25 protein-coding genes and 2 pseudogenes are annotated in these 23,925 nt (G+C 60.9%); 17 read left to right on the top strand and 10 right to left on the bottom strand.

Features of this window, described 5'->3' with window-relative positions:
• The first annotated feature begins 62 nt into the window (after positions 1–62).
• From ACH79_RS42650 to ACH79_RS43510, 3 genes are all read left to right on the top strand, one after another.
• Positions 63–1,526 carry an undecaprenyl-phosphate glucose phosphotransferase gene (locus ACH79_RS42650; RefSeq protein WP_161856115.1) on the top strand — a complete coding sequence of 488 codons (1,464 nt, stop codon included), beginning with the start codon at positions 63–65 and terminating at the stop codon, positions 1,524–1,526.
• 300 nt (positions 1,527–1,826) lie between these two features.
• A complete protein-coding gene (locus ACH79_RS42645; protein WP_161856114.1) occupies positions 1,827–2,204 on the top strand; it encodes an H-NS family nucleoid-associated regulatory protein in 378 nt (125 codons plus the stop codon).
• 42 nt (positions 2,205–2,246) lie between these two features.
• A complete protein-coding gene (locus ACH79_RS43510; protein WP_202639383.1) occupies positions 2,247–2,489 on the top strand; it encodes a hypothetical protein in 243 nt (80 codons plus the stop codon).
• A gap of 46 nt (positions 2,490–2,535) precedes the next feature.
• On the opposite strand, the gene ACH79_RS42640 is transcribed toward ACH79_RS43510, so the two are convergent.
• From ACH79_RS42640 to rfbF, 4 genes are read right to left on the bottom strand one after another with little or no spacing between them, the layout of a single operon-like run.
• Positions 2,536–3,462 (bottom strand): NAD(P)-dependent oxidoreductase, encoded by a 927-nt coding sequence (locus tag ACH79_RS42640; RefSeq protein WP_161856113.1) that lies wholly within the window; start codon positions 3,460–3,462, stop codon positions 2,536–2,538.
• Positions 3,459–4,085 (bottom strand): dTDP-4-dehydrorhamnose 3,5-epimerase, encoded by a 627-nt coding sequence (gene rfbC, locus ACH79_RS42635; protein WP_246738352.1) that lies wholly within the window; start codon positions 4,083–4,085, stop codon positions 3,459–3,461. The genes ACH79_RS42640 and rfbC overlap by 4 nt, the downstream gene beginning before the upstream one ends.
• Positions 4,045–5,088, bottom strand: coding sequence for an NAD(P)-dependent oxidoreductase (locus ACH79_RS42630; RefSeq protein WP_161856112.1), 1,044 nt, complete (start codon positions 5,086–5,088; stop codon positions 4,045–4,047). The genes rfbC and ACH79_RS42630 overlap by 41 nt, the downstream gene beginning before the upstream one ends.
• A gap of 14 nt (positions 5,089–5,102) precedes the next feature.
• On the bottom strand, positions 5,103–5,873 hold the full coding sequence (gene rfbF, locus ACH79_RS42625; protein ID WP_161856111.1) for a glucose-1-phosphate cytidylyltransferase: 771 nt from the start codon (positions 5,871–5,873) through the stop codon (positions 5,103–5,105).
• A 486-nt stretch (positions 5,874–6,359) separates the two neighbouring features.
• Between rfbF and ACH79_RS42620 the strand changes: the two genes are divergently transcribed.
• The 3 genes from ACH79_RS42620 to ACH79_RS42610 all read left to right on the top strand — a co-directional run bounded on the left by ACH79_RS42620 (position 6,360) and on the right by ACH79_RS42610 (position 9,776).
• Positions 6,360–6,560 (top strand): hypothetical protein, encoded by a 201-nt coding sequence (locus ACH79_RS42620; RefSeq protein WP_161856110.1) that lies wholly within the window; start codon positions 6,360–6,362, stop codon positions 6,558–6,560.
• A gap of 625 nt (positions 6,561–7,185) precedes the next feature.
• Complete coding sequence (gspD, locus tag ACH79_RS42615) at positions 7,186–9,330, top strand: type II secretion system secretin GspD (RefSeq protein ID WP_161856109.1); 2,145 nt, start codon at positions 7,186–7,188, stop codon at positions 9,328–9,330.
• The gene (locus tag ACH79_RS42610) at positions 9,327–9,776 is read left to right on the top strand and encodes a hypothetical protein (RefSeq protein ID WP_161856108.1); all 450 of its coding nucleotides are present in this window, start codon (positions 9,327–9,329) and stop codon (positions 9,774–9,776) included. The genes gspD and ACH79_RS42610 overlap by 4 nt, the downstream gene beginning before the upstream one ends.
• A gap of 28 nt (positions 9,777–9,804) precedes the next feature.
• Here the strand turns inward: ACH79_RS42610 and ACH79_RS42605 are convergent, their stop codons facing one another.
• The gene (locus tag ACH79_RS42605) at positions 9,805–10,719 is read right to left on the bottom strand and encodes a type II secretion system protein GspK (protein ID WP_161856107.1); all 915 of its coding nucleotides are present in this window, start codon (positions 10,717–10,719) and stop codon (positions 9,805–9,807) included.
• A gap of 152 nt (positions 10,720–10,871) precedes the next feature.
• Here ACH79_RS42605 and ACH79_RS42600 point away from each other — a divergent pair, with 152 nt between their 5' ends.
• The 9 genes from ACH79_RS42600 to ACH79_RS42560 all read left to right on the top strand — a co-directional run bounded on the left by ACH79_RS42600 (position 10,872) and on the right by ACH79_RS42560 (position 18,727).
• Complete coding sequence (locus tag ACH79_RS42600; RefSeq protein WP_161856106.1) at positions 10,872–12,656, top strand: GspE/PulE family protein; 1,785 nt, start codon at positions 10,872–10,874, stop codon at positions 12,654–12,656.
• A gap of 14 nt (positions 12,657–12,670) precedes the next feature.
• Positions 12,671–13,936 carry a type II secretion system F family protein gene (locus ACH79_RS42595; RefSeq protein ID WP_161856105.1) on the top strand — a complete coding sequence of 422 codons (1,266 nt, stop codon included), beginning with the start codon at positions 12,671–12,673 and terminating at the stop codon, positions 13,934–13,936.
• A complete protein-coding gene (locus ACH79_RS42590) occupies positions 13,933–14,304 on the top strand; it encodes a Tfp pilus assembly protein FimT/FimU (RefSeq protein WP_161856104.1) in 372 nt (123 codons plus the stop codon). Before ACH79_RS42595 ends, ACH79_RS42590 begins: the two co-directional genes overlap by 4 nt.
• Positions 14,305–14,371: 67 nt before the next feature.
• Positions 14,372–14,815 (top strand): prepilin-type N-terminal cleavage/methylation domain-containing protein, encoded by a 444-nt coding sequence (locus tag ACH79_RS42585; RefSeq protein WP_161856103.1) that lies wholly within the window; start codon positions 14,372–14,374, stop codon positions 14,813–14,815.
• Positions 14,815–15,456, top strand: coding sequence for a prepilin-type N-terminal cleavage/methylation domain-containing protein (locus tag ACH79_RS42580; protein WP_161856102.1), 642 nt, complete (start codon positions 14,815–14,817; stop codon positions 15,454–15,456). The genes ACH79_RS42585 and ACH79_RS42580 overlap by 1 nt, the downstream gene beginning before the upstream one ends.
• Before the next feature lie 307 nt (positions 15,457–15,763).
• Positions 15,764–16,897, top strand: coding sequence for a PilN domain-containing protein (locus ACH79_RS42575; protein ID WP_161856101.1), 1,134 nt, complete (start codon positions 15,764–15,766; stop codon positions 16,895–16,897).
• Positions 16,898–16,911: 14 nt separating this feature from the next.
• Positions 16,912–17,502, top strand: coding sequence for a type II secretion system protein GspM (gene gspM / locus ACH79_RS42570; protein WP_161856100.1), 591 nt, complete (start codon positions 16,912–16,914; stop codon positions 17,500–17,502).
• Positions 17,499–18,110, top strand: coding sequence for a hypothetical protein (locus ACH79_RS42565; RefSeq protein ID WP_161856099.1), 612 nt, complete (start codon positions 17,499–17,501; stop codon positions 18,108–18,110). The genes gspM and ACH79_RS42565 overlap by 4 nt, the downstream gene beginning before the upstream one ends.
• On the top strand, positions 18,107–18,727 hold the full coding sequence (locus ACH79_RS42560; RefSeq protein WP_161856098.1) for an A24 family peptidase: 621 nt from the start codon (positions 18,107–18,109) through the stop codon (positions 18,725–18,727). Before ACH79_RS42565 ends, ACH79_RS42560 begins: the two co-directional genes overlap by 4 nt.
• Before the next feature lie 90 nt (positions 18,728–18,817).
• Here ACH79_RS42560 and ACH79_RS45435 read toward each other — a convergent pair.
• From ACH79_RS45435 to ACH79_RS42540, 5 genes and pseudogenes are all read right to left on the bottom strand, one after another.
• Positions 18,818–18,922, bottom strand: a pseudogene (locus ACH79_RS45435) (PEPxxWA-CTERM sorting domain-containing protein); the annotation flags it as partial.
• A gap of 728 nt (positions 18,923–19,650) precedes the next feature.
• Entirely contained in the window at positions 19,651–20,055 is a 405-nt protein-coding gene (locus tag ACH79_RS42550) for a VanZ family protein (protein WP_161856096.1), read from the bottom strand.
• A gap of 436 nt (positions 20,056–20,491) precedes the next feature.
• A complete protein-coding gene (locus tag ACH79_RS42545; protein ID WP_161856095.1) occupies positions 20,492–21,157 on the bottom strand; it encodes a carbohydrate binding domain-containing protein in 666 nt (221 codons plus the stop codon).
• A 328-nt stretch (positions 21,158–21,485) separates the two neighbouring features.
• Positions 21,486–21,656: an SGNH hydrolase domain-containing protein gene (locus tag ACH79_RS45430; protein WP_371419347.1), complete on the bottom strand. Its 171-nt coding sequence runs from the start codon at positions 21,654–21,656 to the stop codon at positions 21,486–21,488.
• A gap of 213 nt (positions 21,657–21,869) precedes the next feature.
• Positions 21,870–22,640, bottom strand: a complete 771-nt coding sequence (locus tag ACH79_RS42540) for a hypothetical protein (RefSeq protein WP_161856094.1) — start codon at positions 22,638–22,640, stop codon at positions 21,870–21,872.
• A gap of 340 nt (positions 22,641–22,980) precedes the next feature.
• On the opposite strand from ACH79_RS42540, the pseudogene ACH79_RS42535 reads away from it, so the two are divergent.
• Both ACH79_RS42535 and ACH79_RS42530 read left to right on the top strand, forming a co-directional pair.
• Positions 22,981–23,238: pseudogene (locus ACH79_RS42535) on the top strand (PilZ domain-containing protein); the annotation flags it as partial.
• 61 nt (positions 23,239–23,299) lie between these two features.
• On the top strand, positions 23,300–23,605 hold the full coding sequence (locus tag ACH79_RS42530; RefSeq protein ID WP_161856092.1) for a hypothetical protein: 306 nt from the start codon (positions 23,300–23,302) through the stop codon (positions 23,603–23,605).
• Positions 23,606–23,925: the final 320 nt, after the last annotated feature.

Here is a 23,925-nt window from a genome sequence, read left to right as displayed (position 1 = left end):
TTATGGGCTCTCAGCCGATAATCAGACGGTTGGTTTCAGTAATACTGTGCGGGCATTTTCTCATGTCGATTGGAGCGGATATCGGCAACAAGGTGGGCCAACTCGACCAATCCGCTGGTGGTCCTCCGACTCGTTTCTCCAGCCACGCCGTCCCCTATCTCTTATCGACGGCAGATGCCTTCGTGATCCTGCTGTCCAGCGTGGCAGGGGGCATCGGTTATCAGCTTTCCGTCGGAAACTCGGTGCCGAACATTCTCCCGCATTGCGCAGTCGGGTTGTTGGCGAGCTTCATTCACATCCTGCGCATGAGCGGAAGCGGCTATTACGATTTTCCTGACAGCGCCAAACCGCGCGTCGAGATCGGCGAAATTCTGATTTGCTGGTTCACGACGGGCTTGCTGCTCGCGTTCTTTGCGTTTCTGCTCAAGATCGGCGTCGATTATTCGCGCGGCGCCTTTGTGGTGTTTTATTTTGTCGCGCCGGCAGGATTGCTCGCGGTCAGGAAGGGCACCAAGCTGGCCCTGGCGGCGGCGGTGTCGCGCGGCATGATCGGCCGACGGGATATCGTGCTGATCGGCGATTTCGAGGAGATCGCCGCATTGGAGCCCCGAGATCTCCTGGTCTTCTTCGGAACTTCTGAAGTCAGCCGCTTCACGCTTAGTTCGGACGACGACCAGCAGAAGCGCGAGTCGACCGACGTCAACATCATCAACGCAGCCGCAAACTTCGTCAGGCGCAACAATTGCCGGGAAGTTATGCTCGCCGTGCCCTGGGAGGACGCGGGCCGGCTGGAATTCATTCGCGAGCACGTCAAGACGCTTCCGGTGGCGGTGCGGCTGCTGCCCGACATCCGGGTTCGGACGTTGACGAATTATGCGTCATCGGCGCGTCAGCGCGTCCTGGCCATCGAAATTCAACGCGCCCCGCTCAGTGCCGCGGAGCGCTTCGTCAAGCGCGTGATGGACATTGTCATCGCATCGCTGGCGCTCGTGTTCTTTCTGCCCATCATGGCGCTCACGGCGATCGCTATCAAGCTTGACAGTCCCGGGCCGGTTATTTTCCGGCAGTTCCGAAAGGGATTTAATGGCAAGCAGTTCATGATGTTCAAATTCCGCACGATGATCGTGCAGGAAAACGGGCCTGCTGTCGTGCAGGCTACGCGCGACGACCCCCGGGTGACATCCATCGGCCGTCTGTTGCGATCGGCAAGCATCGATGAACTGCCGCAGCTATTGAATGTCTTGAGGGGAGACATGTCCCTGATCGGTCCGCGACCGCACGCGCTGGCCCACGACAATTATTTCGAGACGGTATTGAGCGAGTATGCTTTCCGGCATCACGTCAAGCCCGGCATGACCGGTTGGGCGCAATGCAACGGAGCGCGCGGCGGTACGCCTACGATTGAGCACATCTCCGAACGCGTAAAACTAGATCTCTGGTACATCAACAACTGGAGCCTGTGGTTGGACATCCAGATCGTGATCAAGACTTTTTTCGAAGTATTGCGGAAGCGCAACGCTTACTGATCGAAGCGATGTGGCTGCCGCTCGCTGGCGACCCTCCAAGACTGACCGGTTCCGCCTGATGGCGGGGAGGGAACTTTGCTACCTGTGGTCTAGTGACTATCGCTCCGCCTGCGAAAATTGAGGAAAATGTTAAGCAACGTTCGCGGCCCAGAGCGCGATTTGAGAGGTATTTGAAGCACTTAGGTTTGGCGCCCAGCAAATTCGCGTTGTGCGGAGATTTTCGACCGAATCTACAATTTTGCTGGAAAGGCCCAGCGCTGGATTTATAGTTCATTCCGAATCGTGATGGTCTCGAGTGGGATGAACAAGAAGCCAAATTTCGATGGAATGTCGGTAGACGAGTTGTGGCAGCTCCATGAGGAGCTCAGTCAGGTGTTGTCAGTTCGATTGACGTCGGAAAAGCGCGAGCTTGAGAAACGGTTGGCACAACTTCGGCGTGAGAAGGAAATGCGCCAGCCGGAAGCCGCGGAGGCGCGAGGTGCGCCGCGCGAACGCCGGAAGTATCCTCGCGTATTCCCGAAGTATCGAAATCCGGACGAGCCTTCCGAAACGTGGTCGGGTCGCGGAAAACAGCCTCGCTGGCTTACGGCCGCGCTCAAGACCGGTCACAAGATCGAGGAATTCGTGATTGGCAAGCCGGAGGGCAGCGGCGAAAGCTCTCGACGCCGCCGCGCATAGGCGTCTTTGGCGGCCGCGCACGCCGGATCATCGGAGGTCTCCATGAAGCTCGCACTCTGTGCAGCGTTGTCCCTGCTGCTGATTGGAACCGCCACCGCAGGCCAAGGCAACGTCTCGATCGGCAAATTGCGCCTGGCCGATGCTGCCAGTGACGCCTGCTTTGCCAACTGCGCCAGCCAGAATGATGCCTGCAAGCGCGTCTGCCCGACCACGCTTGGTGCGCCCTGCCAGAGCGCCTGTGACAGCCAGGCCCAAACCTGCCGGCAGAGCTGCCGGAGCAAGTAACAGGTTCGTTGCAACGTCATCGCCGGGTCGAACGTGACGTCCGTAACTATCTTGCGCCCTGCTTGTAGAATTCGGCCTCGGCGTCCCAGGCCGATGCTTCGCTCCAGTCGAATTCCGCCCCGTCAACCCGATCGGTGTTGATCCGGACCATCGGTTCGATGAATTCCTGCTGCTGCAGCAACGTGACGGGGCAGGGGACCCCAAGGCGGGATGACATCTCGGTAGCGAAGCGCTGCGCGAAGGCGCCCTGGCTCTCGACATAGAAACTCGGATTGAGCTTCGTTATGCCCTGACGCAGAGGCACGCTCTCAGCAAAGCTCGCGTAGGCTTGCGCCAGCAAATCAACATGAATGTTGTCCCGCACGTACAGGGGAGTTCGTACCGCCGGCACTTCGCCCTTGAACCAGGAGCGTATCAGATAGTTGCAGAACCGCGGCTCCTCGAACGGGCCAATGGGGTTCGCGATCACGAACTTTCCGAGATTGAAATTCAGGGTCTCGCTCAGGAAGCGATAGTGTTGCCAGGTGAGGCCCTTCGACAGTCCGTAGGGCGAGAAAGCCCTGAGCGGCGCATCTCCCGCACCCTCGTCCTGCTCGAATACCGAGCCGGTGAGCACAACGGCCACCGGGCCGCGATCCAGCATCTTCTTCAGGACCGTGACAAGATTTTTCGTGTTGTCAGCGACGGCCCCGATGACGTCGAAGTCCGGATTGCGGTAGTCGCCTGTTTGAGCCGCATGTTGGCACAACAGGTCCCATGAGCCGGTGCTAGCGAGATCGAGAAAGCGGTCCGAGCCAATGGGACAGTCCTCGATGACCTCGGCAATACAGCGAAGCTCGGCAACGCGACTGCCGCGCAGCCCCGAATAGGCGCTGCCCCTGAGGGTGGCGACGACGGTATGGCCCTTTGCGGCTAGGCTGCGCGCAAACCACAGACCGGTGAACGAGCTGCCTCCAGTCAGAAGGATTCTCACGTCAGGCCTCGCAAGGCTTCAATGCCATGGAAGACAGGGTCGAAGTCCGGCCAGCTGCTGTCCTTGGGCGAAACTTCAACGGGCTGCCGCGGCCACTCAATGCCAAACCGCGGATCATCGAAGCGCAGGCCGCGTTCCTGTTCGGGCGCGTAGAACGCGTTTACCAGATAGAACGCTTCGGTGTCGTCGGTGAGCGTCATGAGGCCGTGCGCAAAACCCTGCGGAACGAAAATCATCGTCCGGTTTTCCGCGGTGAGCTCGACGCCAAACCATTTGCCGAAGGTCGGGGAGTCCGGCCGCAGATCGACGATGGCGTCGTAGAGCGCGCCGCGAATACAGCGCACAACCTTGATCTCCGCGGCTGGCGCCAGTTGATAGTGCATCCCGCGCAGGGTGCCGGCTTTCGCGCTCAGAGAGTTGTTGATCTGAACGACCGACATCGGCACTCCGGCCGCTTCAAATTCCTTCTGACAAAAGAAGCGCGCGAAAAAGCCCCGGTCGTCACCGCGCTTTTCGAGTTCGATCGTGTAGGCGCCATGAAGCGGCGTAGGGTGAAACTTCACGATGTGAGCCTTTCGAGGATTACTGCCAGCGGAGATCGGCGGACAGGCGACCCACTGCAATGTGGTCCTTGAGCGTCTTCAGTCGCATCAGCGAGGATGTGCGGAATTCCTTGTCCGAGAACTTCATGCCGTTCAGTCCGGCATGGAGATTTCGGACGGACTGGGCGAGCGGGACCGCAGGCAGATGTGCCGGAGCCAGTTCGGCAAAAAGCGAAAAATCAACCTGATAGGAACGCAAATCCGGCGGCGCCGCCGTATTGATGCTCACCCTTGTGCCGGGCAACTGCGCGGCCACGACCTCCGCCAGATCGCGGACCTGATAATTCCCCTTGTTGCTGCCGGCGTTGACCACGAGGACCCGCCCGCCTTGCTTGGCATCGCGCCCGATTGCCCATTCAATGGCCCGGGCCATGTCGGCCACGTCGATCAGTGGTCGCCAAGGCGTGCCGTCGCTCAGAACGGTGATCTCGCCGGTCGCCAGCGCGCTCGCGACAAAGTCGTTCAGGACCAGATCGAGCCGCAGACGGTCCGACATGCCGCAAGCGGTCGCAAACCTCAGGCACGTGACCGTCATCTCGCCCGCATTGCTGGCGCGAAGCGCATTTTCCATCGCAACCTTGGACCGTGCATAGGCGGTGAGGGGATTGAGCGAATCGCTCTCGCGTTTGGGGCGACCTTCGGCCGCGCCGTAAATACTGCAGCTGGAGGCGAACACGAAGCGGCCGACGCCGCGCTGCTCGGCCATCTGCGCAAGCGCGACACTGGCCTTTTCGTTGATGGCTTCAGTGACGCCTTCGAATTCCTTGCCCATTGGATCGTTGGAAATCGCAGCCAGATGGACGACGACGTCGACGTCATCGAGCAGCTCCGGTGGGAAGTTACGGATATCGCCGAAATGCACACGATCCAGCAGCGACTCCGGCAGCCTGGCAGTTCCGGTAAGATTGTGGGCAAAGAATGCGGTATCGAAGCCGATCAATTCGGCGTCTGGAAATTTCTGCCGGAGGTGACGCGTCAGGATGGGGCCGACATAGCCCATCGAACCGGTAATAAGAATACGCATGGAATCTTTCTTCTTTACCATTTTTTCCAGGGAGCCTTATTGCTTGACCAAAGGTCTTCCAAATATCGCTTATCGCGCAGCGTATCCATCGGGTGCCAGAACCCGTCGTGGAGGAACACGCTGAGCTGGCCTTCATTCGCCAGATTCGTCATCGGTTCCTTTTCCCACACGGTGGCGTCGCCTTCGATGTAGTCGCCGACCTTGGGCGACAGCACGAAGAAGCCGCCATTGATCCAGTTGCCGTCGCCGCGCGGCTTTTCCTGGAAGCCGGTAACGCGGGGGCCCTGATGGTTGATGGCGCCAAAGCGGCCGGGCGGCTGCGTGCCGGTCACCGTCGCAAGCCGCCCCTCGCGGCGATGGAAGGCGATGCTTTCGGTGATGTCGATATCGGCTACGCCGTCGCCGTAGGTCAGGCAGAACGCATCGTCATCGCCGATGTAGGGCAGGATCCGCTTGATGCGGCCGCCGATCATGGTTTCTTCGCCGGTGTCGATCAACGTCACCCGCCAGGGCTCGGCGTGCTTCTGCAGAACCTCCATCCTGTTTTCACGAAGGTCGAACGTGACGTTCGACTGATGCAGGAAGTAGTTCGAAAAATATTCCTTGATAACGTAGCCCTTGTAGCCAAGGCAGATGATGAAGTCGTTGATGCCGTGGCTAGAGTAGATCTTCATGATGTGCCACAGGATCGGCTTGCCGCCGATTTCGATCATCGGCTTGGGGCGAACGTCGGTTTCCTCGGCAAACCGGGTTCCTAGGCCGCCAGCCAGCAGTACAGCGCGCATTAATTTGCCATTCAATTCGTTGAGATTAACAGGGTTGCCGGTATCACTACATGAAATGAGGAAGGGGCGCGAGGCCGTGCCGTCATTTCGTAACAGAATGGTTTATTTGATTTCGCCCGTCAATTTACGGGTTCCGTTGCGGCAACGGCTCATAAATCGATTGCCGGGACCACGCGCGTTGAGGTTGAACGCAGCCTAGTAAGGTTGATGGGTTAGCTTAATCCGAGGCTTTAATTGAACCGTTCACGGGCGAAGGTATGATGAAGCATGAAGCGAAATCGCCCGCAACAGACGGTTGTCACAAAGCGTAAATCGCGGGCTCGACCCGAGGATCTCGCGAAAAAATATCGGGAAGTGTGCGAGCTCCGGCGCAAACTCGAATGCATTACAGCCGCGGTGGCTTCTCTTCGTTCCAGACAAATTGAGGTGTGAACACGCCGTCGCCAGCGCCGGCGCGGCTAGCATTTTAGTCCCGGAGTTAGTCCGATGAGCCGCTACAATCTGTTTCAGAGCACGTCGCTTAGCCCGGAGAGGGCGTGGGCGGACACCTGGCATCTCTGGACGGTCATGGTGCCCAGGCGCTCGATTACCGGGCGGCTGTTGTGGGGCAAGGTATGGCGTCGGCACGATGGCAGGCGCTGGATCTACAAGAAGTTTGTCGAATACGAGCCCGACGACCTCATTTGACGCTGATCGCTCAGGTGCTGCGGGACGCGGCTGCGATGCTCAGCGCGAAGTGCCAGTGTAACGCCGATGGCGATAACGGTTATCGTCGCCAGAAGGCTGGCCGGAGCGGTGCAGTTGATGCACGTTCCAACAATCGAGAAGGTCTCGCTCACGGGAGCTGCGACAAGGTTCGTCATACCGTCATTCCTGACATTCAGGCTCAAGAGCCGGAATTAAATGTAGCAGCTTCGTCCCGATCCAGCTAGCGCCGCCGGCGCTCGCCCAGGTCAAATCGGTGATATTCACTCTACCTTGGGTACATTTTAATGGTCCGAAGCGGACCCATCGCTCCCCTGATTTTTCTCGCCGCAAAGCTGTTTTCGGAAGCGTCGCAGCTTCGCGCCTCTCCCGCAGCATGGCCCCCGATTTACTGTCGATTAACCATGATGTTTTACCGATTATTTACGCGCCAATTTATTTCAGGGCGCGAAGTTTGTTTGGGGGTTTTCCTTTGTCGTTTTCTCGTAGCCTTGCGACGAGATTTGCCGCCTGCTGGGCGGCAATACTCGTTGTGTCGGGCTGCACCACCCCCATCGCGACGCCTCTGACGACGGTGTCGCAACCCAGATTGACTTCGGGACAGCCGGTGTCTCTGGAAGAAACCTATGCCCAGGCCGGCGGTCCTACCGGGGCCGTGCCGCTTCCGTCACCCTCATCGCAGGCGGTCGCCGTCATGGATGGCGGCAGCGGCAGCATGATCGGCGGGACCTATTCGAAGCGGAAGGCCGCCGGCGCCGACGGGAACGTGGTTCTCAACCTGGCGAGCGTTCCGCTTCAGCAGGCCGCCAAGACCGTCCTCGGCGACATGATCGGCGTGAACTACGTCGTCGATCCCCGCGTCGACGGGGTCATTTCGGTGCAGACGACGCGCCCGGTCAGCAAGGCCGAGGCGCTGGAGATGTTCCAGACCGCGCTGGCGCCGATCGGTGCGGTGCTGGTGCAAAGCCGCGGCACCTATCGGATTGCGCCGGCCGACCAGGCGGCCACCGGCGTGATCGCGACCGGCGACGGTCCAGCCGATAGCGCCATCGCCGGCAACGGCATTCGCGTGGTTTCCTTGAAATACGTTTCCGCCACCGAAGTGGCCCGCGTGCTCGAGCCGATGGTGCCGAAAGGCGCGATCGTGCAGGCCGACGACCAGCGCAACATTCTCGCGCTGAAGGGCTCTCCGGCGGAAATCGAAAGCATGCTCGACTCGATCTCGGTATTCGATGTCGATGTCATGAAGGGCATGTCCTTCGCTGTGGTCCCGGTGAAAACTTCCCAGCCGGAAAAAATGGTCGACGAGTTGAAAGCGATCTTCGCCGCCGAAAAGGAAGGGCCGCTCAAGGGCCGCGTGAGGTTCATCGCCAACACCCGGCTTGGCGCCATACTGGTCGTGACGTCGCAGCCGAGCTATCTGCCGCGGGCGCAGACCTGGATCAGGCGGCTCGATGCCAAGGCCGCCGGCTCCGAGCGGCAGCTTCATGTCTATCAGGTGCAGAACCGGCCCGTCGCCGAACTCGCCAGCGTGCTGCAGTCGATGTTCTCGAACGAAATGAAAGTGGTGAAGCAGCCGACGCGCAGCGTTTCACCGCGATCGAAGCAGGCAAGCTTCTCCGGAAGCTCGGCCAGGCCGCCGGGACCGGGCGGCTCGGTGACGGATATGGATCAGGGCGCCGCAGCCGGGCTGCTCCGGGGTGGTGTCAATCCCGGCAACAATGATCTGCAGAGCCTGCAGCGCGCGCTGAACAACGAGCCGGATGCAGTGGCGCAGGATCCGATGGACCAGTCTCCGTCTTCCAACGGGCCGGGCGGCGAACCGCCGCTCAAGATCGTGGCGGATGAAACGAAAAACTCGCTTCTCATCATGGCCAATGACCGGGATTACCAGCGCGTGCTTCGCGTCATCCAGGGGCTGGATGTCGTCGCCAGCCAGGTCCTGATCGAAGCCGTCATTGCGGAAGTGACGCTTAACGACAAGCTGCAATATGGCGTGCAATGGCAGCTATCGAAGAAGGGCACACCGACCGCCTCATTCTCCAACGCGCTGACCGGCGGCGTGGCATCCGTCTTCCCCGGCTTCAACTATGCCGTCAACGCCGCCAGCATAGCGTCGACGCTCAGCGCACTGAACGCGCTGACGCGCGTCAACGTCATTTCGACACCCTCGCTGATGGTTCTCGACAACAAGACGGCCCGCTTGCAGATCGGCGATCAGGTGCCCATTACCACGCAGACTGCGACCAGCGTCGTGACGGCGCAAACGGCGATCGTCAATTCGATCACGATGCAGGACACCGGCGTGATCCTTTCGGTGACGCCGCGCATCAACGAGAGCGGCAGGGTGCAGCTCGAGATCGAGCAGGAAGTCAGCGCTGTCGTGAAGACCACGTCTTCCGGCATCGACTCGCCGACCATCCAGCAGCGCCGCGTCAAGACCACCGTCGTCGTCAATGACGGCGAGGTGCTGGCGCTCGGCGGCATGATCCAGGAGCAGGCCAGCAAGACCAGCAACCAGATCCCGCTGCTCGGCGACATCCCCGGGCTCGGCGCCGCGTTCTCCAACCGGGGCGACCAGGTCCAGAAGACCGAACTCGTCATCCTGATCACGCCCAAGGTGGTCCGCGACGGCACCGAAAGCCGTCTCGTGACGGAAGAGTACAGACGCAAGATGCATGTCTACATGCCGCATACGACGTCGCGCGAGCGTACGCCGGCAAATACCTTTCAGCGGATAACGTCACAGTGAGGAAGCGAGCCGCAACCTGTCTGAGGAGTTTCTCGCTGCTGTCGAGCCTGGCCTGCTCGCTGGCCGGCTGCGTGACCTATGCCTATCCGATCATCGAACCGCCGCCGCCCTATGCCGTCCTGCCGGTCGATGAATCCATGAGCTGCAGCGGCATTGCGGCGTCCTTCCGTTATGCGGCGCGGCGTGCCGCCCGGCTGGAATATTGGCTCGCCGTGGGGCCACTGGCGGGCTACGGCTACGAGCGTTATCCGCTCGACGCGCCCAAGCAGCTCATCGACGAACGCAGGCGGCTCGACGCGCTGGCGGATCTGCAGCGCTACAAGGGCTGTACCGTGATGGAGCCGGGCCCTGCCGTTGTCGAGGAGCGTTTGAAGCTCGAAGGCTCCGTTCGTCCACCACCACCGCCGCCTGTGCCGCCGCCGGTCGTGCTCAATTCCAAAGGCTAGTTTGCGGCTTGATAGCCGATGCGGAAGTTCAGCTTGCCGCTGTGTCGCGAACGCGCAGGCACGCAGGTCCCGTGCCTTGGGCGCGTTCCTGCCGCGCGCCTGATGAATCTATATCGCCGCGCCGCCATTCGCGAATGACGAACGGCCGCCCGTTGCCGCCTTCCAGCGAGACCAGCGCTTCGCGTATGAAGCGGGTGCCGTCCGAGGCGCTGATATCCGCGCGGATGGTTATGCTGCCGCCTGTGGGCAGCCCGCGCTTGCCGGCCGCCTGCTTCGGCGCGACATTGAGCAACCTCAGCGTGGCAGGAGAGGCAGCTTCCATATCGAGCTCGGGCCGCCCGGAGCGAACCGTGACGTGGCGGAGCGCTGTCCGGAACAGAAGGGGCGACATGCCGTCGATCTGATCGAGCTGCATCACGGTCGTGAAGCGGACTTCAGCAGGCCCGGCGCCCGGCGTGCTCTGCGCCTTGGGTTTGCGGAATTCGATGATCCGCGAGGCGATGCGGGTGCCTCTCGACTGATCGCCCGTAAGCGCGGTGAAGAAGCGCGTCAGCGTGGCCGGAGATGCCGCGTTCAGGTCGATCTTCCCCGTCTCTTCCTCGACCATGATGGTGGCGTGTTCGCCGCCGGGCAGCCGGCACCGTAGCGGAAAACTAACGGTTTGCTCGGGCGTTGGGGCCAGCGCCGTGGCGATTGCCAGGTTGACGGCGCTCTCTGCTGCCATCTCGGCGGCGGCGACGGAGGCATAGTTCGACGATGTCTTGGTGCGGTAACGGGCACCGACGATGACAGCCATTCCGAGCAGCGTGATCAGGCCCAAGGTCCAGATCACGGCGACCAGCGCGAAGCCTGATTGGCCGGCCTTGCGGCGGGGCAGGAAAGGGCATTCCGACCGGCCGGGGACGGGAAAGCGGTTCGTTCGAGCTGTTGGCCGGTCTGCCACGTCGGGAAGCCTTTGGGACGGCCAGGCCGCCTGACCTCGCGTCTTCGCAAATATTTACGGAGGAATGGCAAACAAAGCGTCAAAGCTTTGGTTAATCAAAACCTCCTAGAATCGCGCCGACGGAAAAATCCCGCGAGACCGCCGAGCCGCGCATGTCATTCGATATCCAGGAATTGTTGCGTCCGGCCGCGCCCTTGAGCCGGGCAGCGAAACTGCCGGGGCCAAAGGACGCCGGCTTCGCCCAGGCGTTCTCCGACCTTCTGGTCGGGAAGGACCTGGTCGATGCCGCCGCCATCGGCCGCGCGCGGCGGGCGGCTGAGGCAGCCTCCGAACGTCTCGACCTCGTGCTGGTCAAGCTCGGCCTGATCTCCGAGGCCGATCTCTGCCTGGCCTATGCCACCTATTGCGGCCTGCCACTGATCGAGCCAGCCGACATTCCGGCACGGCCCGTTCTGGCCGACCGCCTGCAGCTCGCCTTCCTCAAGACCAACCGGATCCTGCCTGTTACGTTCGACGGCCGGCGCCTGTTGATCGCCACCGCCGATCCCTTCGTCGATGAGTCGGCCAAGGCTATCAGCTACATGCTCGACGTGCGCGTCGATATCGCCGTGATTGCTCCGGCGGAAATCGAACGCGCCTTGCGGACGCTGTATCAGGACGCGGCGTCCGAGATGCATGCCGAGGAAACCGACGGCATCGCGCTTCCCCCCGGCAACGACGGCAGCGAATTCGACGTCGAGCGACTGCGCGACATCGCCAACGAAGCGCCGGTCATTCGGCTGGTGAATCAGATCATTGCAAGAGCCGTCGAACGCGGCGCTTCCGACGTGCATGTCGAACCCGGGCGCGATGCCGTCGCCGTTCGCTACCGCATCGACGGATTTTTGCAGCAGGAACGTCTCGTGCCCGCGCCACTGCGGGCCGCGCTGACGACGCGCATGAAGATCATGGCCAAGCTTGATATCGCCGAGCGGCGATTGCCGCAGGACGGCCGCATCAAGACGGTCGTGCGCGGCGTCGAGATCGACATCCGTGTCTCGACCTTGCCGACGGCGTTCGGCGAAAGCGTCGTGATGCGAATTCTCGACCGGACACGGGTGGAGCTGGATTTCACCAAGCTCGGGCTCGACGGCAGGACGCAAGGATCTCTCCAGCGCCTGATGGCACTTCCGAACGGCATCATTCTCGTGACCGGCCCGACCGGCAGCGGCAAGACGACGACGCTCTACACAGCCCTGAAGGATCTCAATCGGCCCGAGCTGAAACTGTTCACGGTGGAAGACCCGATCGAATATCAGCTCTCCGGGATCAACCAGATCCAGGTTCAGCCCCAGATCGGTCTCGACTTCCCCACCGCGCTTCGCTCGATCCTGCGCCAGGACCCGGACATCGTCATGATCGGCGAAATCCGCGACCTCGAAACGGCGCGCATCGCAATCCAGGCGGCGTTGACCGGCCATCTGGTGTTTTCGACCCTGCACACCAACAGCGCGATTGCCGCGATCACGCGCCTGATCGACATCGGCCTGGAGCGTTACCTTCTCGCCTCGACGATCGCAGGCGTGATGGCGCAGCGTCTGGTCAGAAAGCTCTGTCCGGCCTGTTCACGACTGCATAGCGAGAGCGAACGGGCCCATGGCAAGCTGAAGATGGCGAGAGCGGGCCATCCGCAAGTGGATTGGTCGCACAGCCGGCAGCCAGTTGGCTGCGAGGCCTGCGGCAACACCGGCTATAGCGGCCGCACCACGATATCGGAACTGCTCGTCATCGACGACAGCATCCGCGAGGCGATCGGCAGAAGGAGCCAGGACCAGCGCACGGTCGAGCAGCTTGCGCGCAAAGCGGGCTTTCACACGCTCTACGAGGATGGCCTCATGAAGGTCGGGGCCGGAGAGACTTCGCTTGAAGAAGTCCTTCGCGTCACCCGCGCGTCCTAAAGGGAGCACCGGCCTTGGCGACCTTCCATTACAAGGCTTACACGGCGCGAGGCGCGGTTACGGCAGGAACGATCGTCGCCGAAGGACTCGATGCAGCCATCGATGCGCTATATGGCTCGGGGCTGACCCCGTTCGAAACCTACGGCGTGGCCGACCATGCGCCACCACGCGCGAGCCAGCCATCCGCGTCGCCGCAAGAGGCGGAAGCGTCGATATGGAAGCGGGAGATCGTTCAGTCAAACCGCTTCAGCCTGAAGGAGCTGACGGCCTTTACGGTGGAGCTGGCTTCGCTGATCAATTCCGGGCTGACGCTCGATGCCGCGTTCCGTATCATCGCAGGACCCGGCGCGGCACCGAAAACCGCGCGTCTTGCCAACGGGCTTCTCAAGGACGTGCTGGCCGGACTGCAGCTCTCGGAAGCGATGGCGCAGCGAGCGGACGTGTTTCCGTCGGACTACCGCGCCATTCTAGCCGCCGGCGAAGCCGGAGGGGTCACCGGACAGGTGTTGACGCAGATCGCCGAGCTGTTGGGGCGCCGGCTCGAGATCCGCAACAAGATCACGTCGGCGCTGGTCTATCCGATGGTCCTGATCCTGATGTCGCTGGTCTCGGTCGTCGTCATCGTTTTCGTGCTGATACCCAGCATTTCGCCGATCTTCACCGACGCCGGCCTTCCGCTGCCGGGTATCCTGCATTTCTTCGAGGAGGTTCAGGACAACTGGCTGATCGTTCTGCTCGTGTCCGCGCTTTGCGGCGTGGCGGGTTTCGTGGCGTGGGGAAGGGCGAAACAAAACCCCGAGATCATGCTCGGTGTGGATCGTTTGAAATGCTCGCTGCCAGTGATCGGTCGGCTCGTGCAAAGCCGAGCAGCCGGCGGCTTTGCACGGGCGCTCGGCACGCTGCTCGTTGCAAGGGTGCCGTTGATGTCGGCGATGCAGACCGCGCGTGCGCTCGTCACCAACCGGCACCTCAACGCGCTCTACGGGAATGCCATCAAGCGTGTTCCGGAAGGCACGCCGCTGCACCGGGCCTTCGATAGCGATGGCCTGTTGCCGCCCGCATCGCTTCGCCTCGTCGCGGTCGGCGAGGAGTCCGGTCAGCTCGGCCCCATGCTCATTCAGGTGGCCACCGTGATCGAGGCCGACCTGCAGCGGCGCATCGAGCGCATGGTCGGCCTGCTGACGCCGGCGTTGACGCTTCTCATCGGCGGCAGCATCGGCGGGCTCATCATGCATGTGATGAGCGCGGTGCTGTCGATCAACAATCTCGCATTCCAATGAAACGCCCCGCGCCATCCTCAGCCGGGTTCACGCTGGCCGAACTGCTCGTGGTCATCGGCATCATCGCCCTTGTCCTTGCCGGCACGCTGTCCGCGAAACCGAAGGCCGCGGCCACGCGTGTCGCCGTCACGGCCCGCTCGGTCACGGCGACGCTTCAGCTCGCGCGCGCGCAGGCGATGTCGAGCAATGCGGAAACGCTGTTCCGCATCGATGTGGAGAAAGGCCGGTTCGGCTTGCCGAACTCGATGCATGCTCTGCCGCGTGGAATGGCTGCCGCGGTGGTAGTTGCCGAACGGAACGTTCGGGCGATACGGGCGGTATCAGATTCTATCCAGATGGCCAGTCGTCCGGCGGCGAGATCGCGTTGACGCTGGACGGGCGGTCGGCGCGGATCGCCGTCAACTGGCTGACCGGCGAACCGCGGTTGATCCAATGATGGGCGTGCGATCCGGACGGATACCGGCGAGGCGCGACGGAGAGCGCGGATTTGCGCTGCTCGAAATCCTTGTCGCCTTCGTCATCCTGGCGCTGGGGCTCGGCGCAATATCGACGGGCGTGGTGGTGGCGATGCGTTCCGATGTGCGCACGCAGGTCAATCGCACCGCGCTGCGGGTTGCGCAATCCCGCCTCGAAGCTGCCGGCGTTTCCGAGACGCTCGTGGCGGGCACCCGCGAAGGTTTGGTCGCGAACAAATTCCGGTGGCGGCAGACCGTTACGGAGGTCCGTGCCGCCGGCGACACGCGTGCGCCGCAGGGCGCCCGGCCGCCCCCCGCAAGTGGTGCCTTGAGATCGTTCTGGGTTGAAGTAGCCGTGGAGACACCGGACGGCACCGCCACCAGGCTCGCGGCATTGAAGCTTGCGGCAGAGGCGAAGCAATGATGCCGGTCAGGCACAACCGGCTGATCCGTCGCGTTGCTGCTCGCCGCAGGGGCGAGCAGGGGTTGTCGCTGATCGAACTGCTGCTGTCGCTTGCTATCCTCGCGGTCTTGACCGGCTTCCTGGCCGGCGGATTGTCGATGGCACGGCGGGCTTTCGGCGCCGATCGCGCCAGCGAGATCGGAAGCGAGACCAGTGCCGCGATCCAGACCGTGGCGGCGCTGGTCGGGTCGGCGCTGCCGGTCCGGTTTGACGGGGCGGGCTCAAAGGACGCCATGGGGTTCGACGGCCGCGGCGAGGTCATCTCCTTCGTGGGCTTGAGCGAGGGGCGGTCGCTGCGGGGCGGCCCGCACAAGATCGTCCTGCGACGGAGCGGTGGTGATATCGTCGCTGATTTCACGGCGTTTACCGGGGCGCGCTCGAAGGAGAAGCCCGAACCAGGCTCGACCCGGGTCGTGGTGCTTAGCGGCGTGCGTGAAATCCGTATTGGATATTTCGGTACCGTAGATGCCAAGATCAAGCCGGCTTGGCGCGCTGATTGGGTTCGCGCCGAGCGGCTGCCGGATCTGGTTTCGATCCGGATCGAGTTTGAGGATGAGCGGCGTAATGAGCCCGCCACCATCGTGGCGCTGCGTCAGGGCTGATGCCTCACCGATTTTTCGGAACATCGTGTCCGAACAACAAGATGAGCCGATAATTGAATGCAGTTAAAGCGGGCTGTGAGGTGCGGCCGAAGCCTCACGCGACCGGGCTAGAGTCCAATGCGATTAGGTCAGTCGCCTGCTAGGCAGGCACTTGACGGCTACTTTGCATGGGGTTGTTTTCGATATTTCGTCCCGGCGGTCAACGCAGCGTTGGGCTGGACCTGACCTGATCATGCTCTAAGGCCGCTCGTTACCCTTCGTAAAGAATTAGTAAATAGGCTTCGTCCATTCGAATCGAATGTCCGCGATGTCGGAAGTGACGATCATGCCTGTCGCCAATCTGCCAGCCCGTGCCGGCGGCCTCCACGTCGTGAACGAGTGGGGCAGGGGCTTTGCGCAGTGGTGGCTGTCCGGATTGCGCGATGCGGTCCCCGCGCGCTGGCGCGAATGGGCTGAGGGCGAGGCGAGACCGGTCATGACGCTTTGGCGCAATGGCGACAGTGTCACGTGCCGCCTGACCTCCGCCGCTGGCCCGGCGGAAATCCGGATTCCCTTATCCCGCTTCAGCGTCGCCACATTCGAACGGTGGCTCACCGAACAGGGAGTATCGCGGGAAGCTGTGACAGTCGCTCCGATGATTTCGCGCGAGCTTTTCTTTCTCCGCGAGTTGAGCGTGCCCAAGGCCGCTTTCGGTGCCCTGCCCAGGATCCTGGACCAGGACATCTTGCGGCGGACGCCATTCCAGCTTCCGGACATCTGGCATGCGGCAACCGCCGTCGGCGAGGAATCGGACGGCGTCGTGCCGATGTGCCACTGGATCATCCGGCGCGATCGCGCCGAGGCCGCCCTGTCGGAGCTCGGTCTGGCCTCGCGCGATGTCGACTGTCTTGCGGTGACGGATGCCAATGGTGAGGCCGTGCCCGTGATCACGTTCCGCACTGTGAGCGACGAAGATCCGGCCTGGGCGTTGCGCGCGGTCCGGCTGCTGGCGGTCGCCGCCCTCGTGGCCGTCCTGCTTGGCCTGGTCGTCTTCGAATGGCGTCAGGCCAGCGTTGCCGCCGCGCTGGAAGCGGCGCTCATCGAGGCCCGGCTATCAGCTCAAAGCGGCCGCGACGGCATGGATCCCGCGGCGCGCCTGTTCGCGATGAAGGCTGACACCGGTGTTCTCGCCGTGTGGGATGAGCTGTCGCGCATCCTGCCCGACCATACCTTTCTGACCGAAACCCGCATCGCTGACGGCACGGTGACGCTATCCGGGTTTTCAGCGGACGCCGCTGGTCTGGTTCGCATCATCGACCAGTCGCCGCTGTTTTCCGGCGCGACGCTGACGTCTGCGATCACGACTGACGCGAACGAGCGCAAGGATCGCTTCAGCATTCTGTTCAAGCTGCGTGGCGCCCGCGCGGCGCGGCCGGCCGCAAGATCCCGGCCTGCGCCATGATTGGGAATTTGAAATTGGCGCGCGGAACGCCCTTCCTGGCATTCAACGCCGCTGCCATCCTCTTCACGGCCATCTTCATCTTCGCGCCCATCATGGGTCACTTTGCCGCCAGGGGCGAAGAGATTTCGGACCATGCGGCACAGCTTGCGCATTTCCAGAACGTGACGCGTGCGGCAAAGAAGTCGGCCGTCAGCGTCGGGCGAACAGGCGATCCTTTCCTTCCCGGCAATGAAGAGCGCGTTGCCAGTGCCGATCTGCAGGCCAGCCTGAAATCGATGGCCGCGAATGCCGGCGTCAATCTGCTCGCGATCCGCGGATTGCAGGGCGGCCGGTCCCAGTCGTTGCCCATGATTGCCGTCAGCGTCGAGCTCGAAGGGCCATTGAAGGCGGTTCGAGACATGATTTTCACGATCGAGAACCAGACGCCGCTGTTGTTTGTCTCCTCCGCCTCGTTCCGCAGCCTGGCGGACGGGGAGGACGGTCCGATCAGGGCGGAGTTGAGGGTTCAGGGCGCTATCCGGGACGGCCCGCAACCACCCGTTGACCGGGCGGTGGACGGCCAACAAGCCGGCCGCCGATCGACCTTGGTGGAGCGGACGCCATGACGTCGTTGGCCCAGATGGTTCAGCTTCGGCTGGCGGGCATGACCGGCTCGCCGCGGCAATTCGCAGCCGGCAGGCTGGCCGCCATGCTGGGGCGGTCGGAGCTGCCCGGCCGAAGCGAATTGGCGGCGCTGCGCCCTGCGACGCGTGTCCTCATCATCGCTTTTGTAGCCTGGATCGGGCTGGTCGGCGTGATGACGATAAGCGCGGTGATTTCGCTGGAGCTGTCGACGGTCTCGGCCCCGGCATGGTTAGGCAGCGGTGGGACGGCCGCCAAAGCAGCCGGTGCGCGCGCCTCCGCAGGGTTCGAGAATATCCTGCAGCGCCCCCTGTTCGTGCGGAATCGGCAGGTTCCTGTCGCGGCGGAGCCGATTTCCGCGCCACTGCCGATGGCGCCGACATTGGACTCCGGAATTTCCCTGAAAGGGGTGTTCATGAGCGACGGGGTGGCCAAGGCGTTCCTGATGACGTCGCAAAACCCGGTGGGCGTGTGGGTTCAGGTCAATGGCCAGATCGATGGCTGGCGCGTCGCCGCGGTTACGCCGGAGCAGGTCGTGTTGGAGGGGCAAGGCGAGAAGCTGACCGTTCCCCTGCATGCGAGCGGGAGATGATACGCGCGCTCCGCAAGACCTGCGACCGTACCGGCCGCTTCTTCAGCGGCGTGCTGGTGTGGCAGCCGTCCGGACGGCAATACGTCGCCGTGGCATGGGGCCTGATCGCCGGCGCGATCTGGCTCGCACTTAGCCTTGCAGGCGATCCTGGCTGGGCATTGCCGGCCTTCGCAGGCTGCTACCTCGTCGTTCTCTCGGCCAGCGTATGCGCCATAGACGGCCGCTACGGCATCATTCCGGACAGCATGGTCCTGGCGCTGGCCGCAGGCGGAGCGCTACAGGCCTATCTGTGGGGCCCGGCAGACGTCTGGTCGCGTGGGGTGGAGGCTGCGCTGGTCTTCGCTGCCGCGGTCCTGTTCCGGGCCTGTTATCGTTGGCTGCGAGGCCATGACGGGCTGGGTTTTGGTGACGTGAAATTTGTCGCGGCGGGCACCTTTTGGATCGGCGCGGTAGGAATCCCGGGCTTGCTGTTGATCGCGGTGGCTTCCGCTTTGGCCAGCTTGCTGATCCTGAGAGCGCAAGGACATGAGCTGGACGGCAAGCAGGCGATCTCGTTCGGACCGCACCTTGCCATCGGCCTCTGGTGGATCTGGGTTTTAGGGCAGCAGCCAGTTTAGGCAGAGCGGCTTTCAGATGGATTTCAAATCAGTGGGCGCAATGGAAAAGCCGCCCGAAGGCGGCCTTTCACTTCGTCTAGGAAGATGGGGTCAGGCGGCCAGCGCGGCCGGCCGCGATTTTCGACGATAGGCCACGAAGCCGATGCCGGCGAAGCCGAGGATCAACATCGCCCAGGTCGAGGGTTCGGGTATGGCATTGACCTGTATCGAGACGTCGCCCAGCACGTCGTTGTTTGCGCTGAGGAGCTTGAGATCGAAGGTGTAGATGCCGGAAATATTCGGGTTGAAATTGATCGGACCGCCCAGAAAGGCAAAGCCAAGATTCTCGCTGTTCTGATAGAGCGGGCCGCCGATCGGCGTATTGTCCCCGATTATAATCGGATCGAACGCCAATGATCCTCCGGGACCGGTAATCGTCAGCAGCGAATGGGTGCCTACCAGCGAGCCGGGATTGACCGAGAACTCGAAATTCCACAGTGCGCTGCCGGGCGGAGTGCTGCCCACAGGCGCGATGTACAGATTTCCTGTCGGCGTGATCGGCCCGATAAATCGAAGGGAGGCACGCAGTCCGAGCTCCACCCCATTGTCCTCGGTGTCGACCGTGAAATGGCCGTTGCTGGTGCCACTCCCCTGGGTCCAGCCCGACGCCAGATTCTGATTAAACGTGACGACCGCCGAAGCGGAGCTGACAAACGACGTCAACGCCAGCGCGGCCCCCAGACCGATCAAGCCCAGCGTCCAAAACCGCATAATACCCCCGTTTATTAATAGTTGTACTTCCTTTAAACACATTCTTTTAATTTGAGTCAATCTCCGGTGGGGATAACGCCTCGTTGCACGTGAAATGAGCCTGCTGGTTTCGCATTGCGGAACCGTCATGTGGTCGGCTGCCTTGGGAGTTAAGTCAGAAGGGGCTGCCAATCTCAGGATGGTATGTCCTTGGCAGGCCATATCCGCCACGCAGTTCTCGCAAATAGGATACCGGCCGCGCCGCCCGCCATTTTCTCCAGCGCATCGATCAATGTGCCGTGCCGGTCCGGCGTGACGGTCTGTAATATCTCCAGCAGCACCGCGGCGCCGAGTACGATGCAGCAAACCAGGATCAGGCGCCGAGGGTAGGCGAACCCGAACAGGGCGCCGAGGCTGGCAAACGCGATCACGTGCTCGAAATGCGCGTAGGTTTGCATCGCCGGCCGCATCACGAACGGCGAGAGCTTGAAATAGATGGCATAGACGAAGCCGACATGCGTCAGCGTGGCGTAAGCGATCGTGATGACGGCCATCCATGCCGCTATCGGCATTAGCTTAGTAACGATCTTCCGGTTCATACCGGACTTGTGCATTGGCGATCGCTTTCGTGCGAATGATTTGGCTGCTTAACCTTACCGTGGTGAAGCATCGGGATGAACGGTTGTTGCTTGTCGATCTTCGCGCCCGACTGCAGACAGGCGGCAGTTCGTACGTGCGGATGGCGGCGTGCTTGACGGCAAACGGGAAGTTCTTGCCTTCCCGCTAGTGGAGTTGCTCTTGGAGTCTACGCTGGCGCGTATGGTTAGTGGCTCGACGTTGTTGCAGTTGGCTATGTGCGGCGCGGTGTATTAAAGTTTTTTATATTTAATATTATTAAATAAATTATTCAATCGGTGAAGTCCGCCGACGCCACATTGTGGCTAGGCTGGGAATTCGCCCTGCACCATCAAGCCGGTGGACAAAAAAGGAAGCCGCCCAATTGGGCGGCTTCCAACTCAGATACGGCTGAAATCATCAAGCGAGGCGAAAGCCGATCTTCTTCGGAGTTTCCCGGCGGCGATAGGCCAGAAAGCCGACGCCGACAAAGCCCAGGATCATCATCGCCCAAGTGGAAGCCTCAGGAACAGCCGCCACCGTCGCATTATCAACCACAAAGTCTGCCGCAGGAATGCCCTGGCCGTGGAAATTCAGCGAGAAAGTATAGGGACCGGCGCTGGCCGCGAAAATCGCCGAGTAAAGGGTCCATCCGCTCGCCAAAGTCTTGGCCGTGAACAGCGGGGAGAGCACCCCATCCACGTTCGACTGGAGTGTAGCATCGAATGGGTTATTCCGACCGTTGTTGGGGGAATAGACCTGGAAGCTGACCTGGTAGTGCTGCCCCTGCGTCAGGCTGATCGACTGGGAGATCGATTGGGTGGCAGTGTCCGAAACAAAGTAAGCACCGTAGGTTCCACCGTTGGGTGCTGTGGGGATAGGTTCCCCGAACGCGCCGGTGGGATAACCGCCAGGTTGATTATAGGCAATAACGACTTGAGGATAGCTAGTGCCAAGATTCACCGTCCAATTGGTGAAATCCCCTGATTCAAACCCGCCATTTAGAAGCACATTCGCCTGTGAGGCGCCGCTCTGAAGCAGAACGCCAAATAATGCAGCGCCAGTAAATTTGAGCAGCTTATTCATTTTTTCACTCCTGGAATTTAATAAGATATTAATATCTGCGAATTCTAGCCAAGTCAACCGCGGCGCACAGCATTCTAATCATTCTCTATCAGTTTTTTAGGCTGTTTTTGTCCATTTTTGAACCAAGAAGGTCAATTTCGCAGCGAATCCTATTCGGACCACCCAATATAGCGGTCTCGGCCGGGGCAATTCGCCATTCTAATGCTGGAGATGATTCCAATCGGAAGCTTTCCCGGCTGGATATGACTCAAAATTTGGATCATTTTTTTAAAGGGTAATTAAACGTCTCTCCACCTTATAGCGCCGTCGACCCGTGCGGCGATTGCGATCACGGTTCATGTCTGCCTGTGGGAAGATCGAAATCGTCAAAAATACGAGACCAAAACTCGGAGGCTGACGCGGCGAGGTGGTTATTGTCGAAGTAAGCTGGTCGCCCTTCAATCGTTGCCGAACACGCGCCTGTTCGGCAAAGAACACCGGAAGGGTGAAACCGTCGCATCTATCAGTGACCTCCAAAGATCGATGCCCCACGTCGGTACGGTTGCCTTTGGCGCGCTATCATCAGAACCGGCGATGGCATGAAACGTAGCCCAGTCAGCGTAGATGCGCCGGCCCGCCTTCAATGACACGGCATATTTGTCTGATCCGTGCTTGCATCCAGATTAGCTCTGAAATCAATTTGGAAACGATGCACTGCCCCAAATTGCCGAATCTATGTCTTGAGCGGATATTCTCGCAGCAAGGGTACCGTCCTCAATTGTTCGGCCATCCCGGGATTTGAAGTCAAGACTACCCAGCCCCTTCTGGCGCCAGTTTCTTCCCTTGATTGAATGGCAGGATAGAAGCACGACAGGTTCGGGAGATCGGAATTCCGAACATAGGCGAGGGTCAGTTCCTTGTCCGGCGCGTAGTGGTCGAAGCCATAACCCGGATCATCCTCTACCTTGAAGTCATCGATCAGGACGACGGCGTTGGTATAGTGATTGAAGATCAACTCGAGTTCCTCCCGCAAGGGGAGATGGTTTTCCCAATGAGAATCCAGATAAAAAAATTGTCGCGCGTCCTTCTCCACCGATCCGAGGGCAATCCGTTCCTTCAAAAACGGGACCGAGGATTGCAAGTAAGCCTTCGCGTTCGTGAACTTGGCCAGTCGAGCCCTTGAAAAAGTCCAATAGCGTTCCGCGAGCTCGACTGTTTCCAACGGAAGGCCAAATTGAGCAAACCATTCAGCCGTCGTGCCGCGAAACGATCCGGTTTCGACAATTCTTTCAATGGCGAGCACGTGAATGATCTGACGCGCGGCCTCCAATCTGGAGGTCATGCCGTTCATTGCAAAACCCCAAGGATAAAACTTGCCTTTGCTGCGAGAATAGTAATCCGCAAGGCCCATGATGCGTTGAAAATTCATAACCCCACCGCAAAGTGATGATGCAAAGTAACCATGTGTGACCTTTCTCGCCAGTAACGCCGGGGAGATCTGCATTCTTAAATGCTTCTCAAAACAAATCTATCAGTAAATCTGCCGTAGATTTGGGGCGGGTTCGATTAACCCATCATGATGCTGCTGAACGATCGCGATCGCCGCAATTCCGCGCCTGATAGCTGTGTGCCTTCTCATCTTCGCACTTTGTACCGGTTCAGAGCTGCTTTCGAGGCAATTGAATCTTTAACCTTACCCTGGGCCGTCAGAGATTTTGCGAGGCCTTGTCGGCCGGTGGTAGCGGTAAACTTTCCACCAATGGAAACCATCGACTGCGGGGCGATCGCTTAGGCGAAGCCCAACGGATTTTCGATAAGATTGCCGAAAGACAAAATCAACAAATATGGGTGGGGTCGGGGTGTTTGTGGATCGGCGAAAAAGCGAACGTCGTGCCTGTCACGGGGCGGCTAAGATTCAGCTGGGGGTCGGCTCGCTGCCGCGCGATTGCACGATCACGGACATATCAGATGGCGGCGTGCGGGTTATCGCTGAAAATCTCGATGTGCCCGCGGAGTTCACGCTGATCCTCTCGACCGGCCGCCCCCGCCGGTGCCGGCTGGCATGGCGCATCGGATGCGAGTTCGGCGCTCAGTTCATCGATCATCTGGCCAAGGCTCCATCAGACCATTCTGCTCCGCGGGGTAGTGCAAGGACGCCGGAATATGCGTAAAGCAAGTTCAGCTTTGTTTTCGCTTTGCCTGACGCTCACGATCGTCCCTGAAGTTGCGGCAGCCGGTGGCACGTATATCGTCGCGCCGGGATTCCGCGGGATTGGCTATCCAGGGGCCTACGGCTACGCGCGTCTCTACGGTCATCCATTTGACGATGGCTATGACTATCCGTTCGGCTATGGCGAGTATGCCGAGTACGGTCCATGGGCTTATCGCAGCGAAGCTGCCTGCTATGTGCTGCGCCGCGTCTGGACCGCCAGGGGCTGGCGGCAACGAGCGGTCAGAGTCTGCGACTGAGCGCAGGCCTCGAGGCGGCGCCACGTCCGTCCTCAAATCAGTCTAGTAATCAAACGCCCAGGCGAGGCTATGCAGAAGCAGCCACGACCAGCCGATCATGGCTGTGACGATAGCAAACAGGTAGGCGCACCTGGTAACGGTCGAACGCATGAGGTTACTTCGCGGCGAGCCGATTGACGGTAGCCGGCGCCTGCAGCGCGGCCTGGGTCTGGCAAATGGCCCGACGCAACCTCAGCACTTCAGCGTAGCGGTCTCTCAGCGAATTCGTGGCCGGTAATGCCCGGACGTTCTTGGGTCTGCTCAAAGGCTGGCGCTTCACG

The organism is Bradyrhizobium sp. CCBAU 051011 (assembly GCF_009930815.1).
In the GTDB taxonomy this organism is placed as follows: domain Bacteria; phylum Pseudomonadota; class Alphaproteobacteria; order Rhizobiales; family Xanthobacteraceae; genus Bradyrhizobium.
Note: the sequence above shows the minus strand (reverse complement) of the source record. Positions and strands in the feature narration are given on the sequence as shown.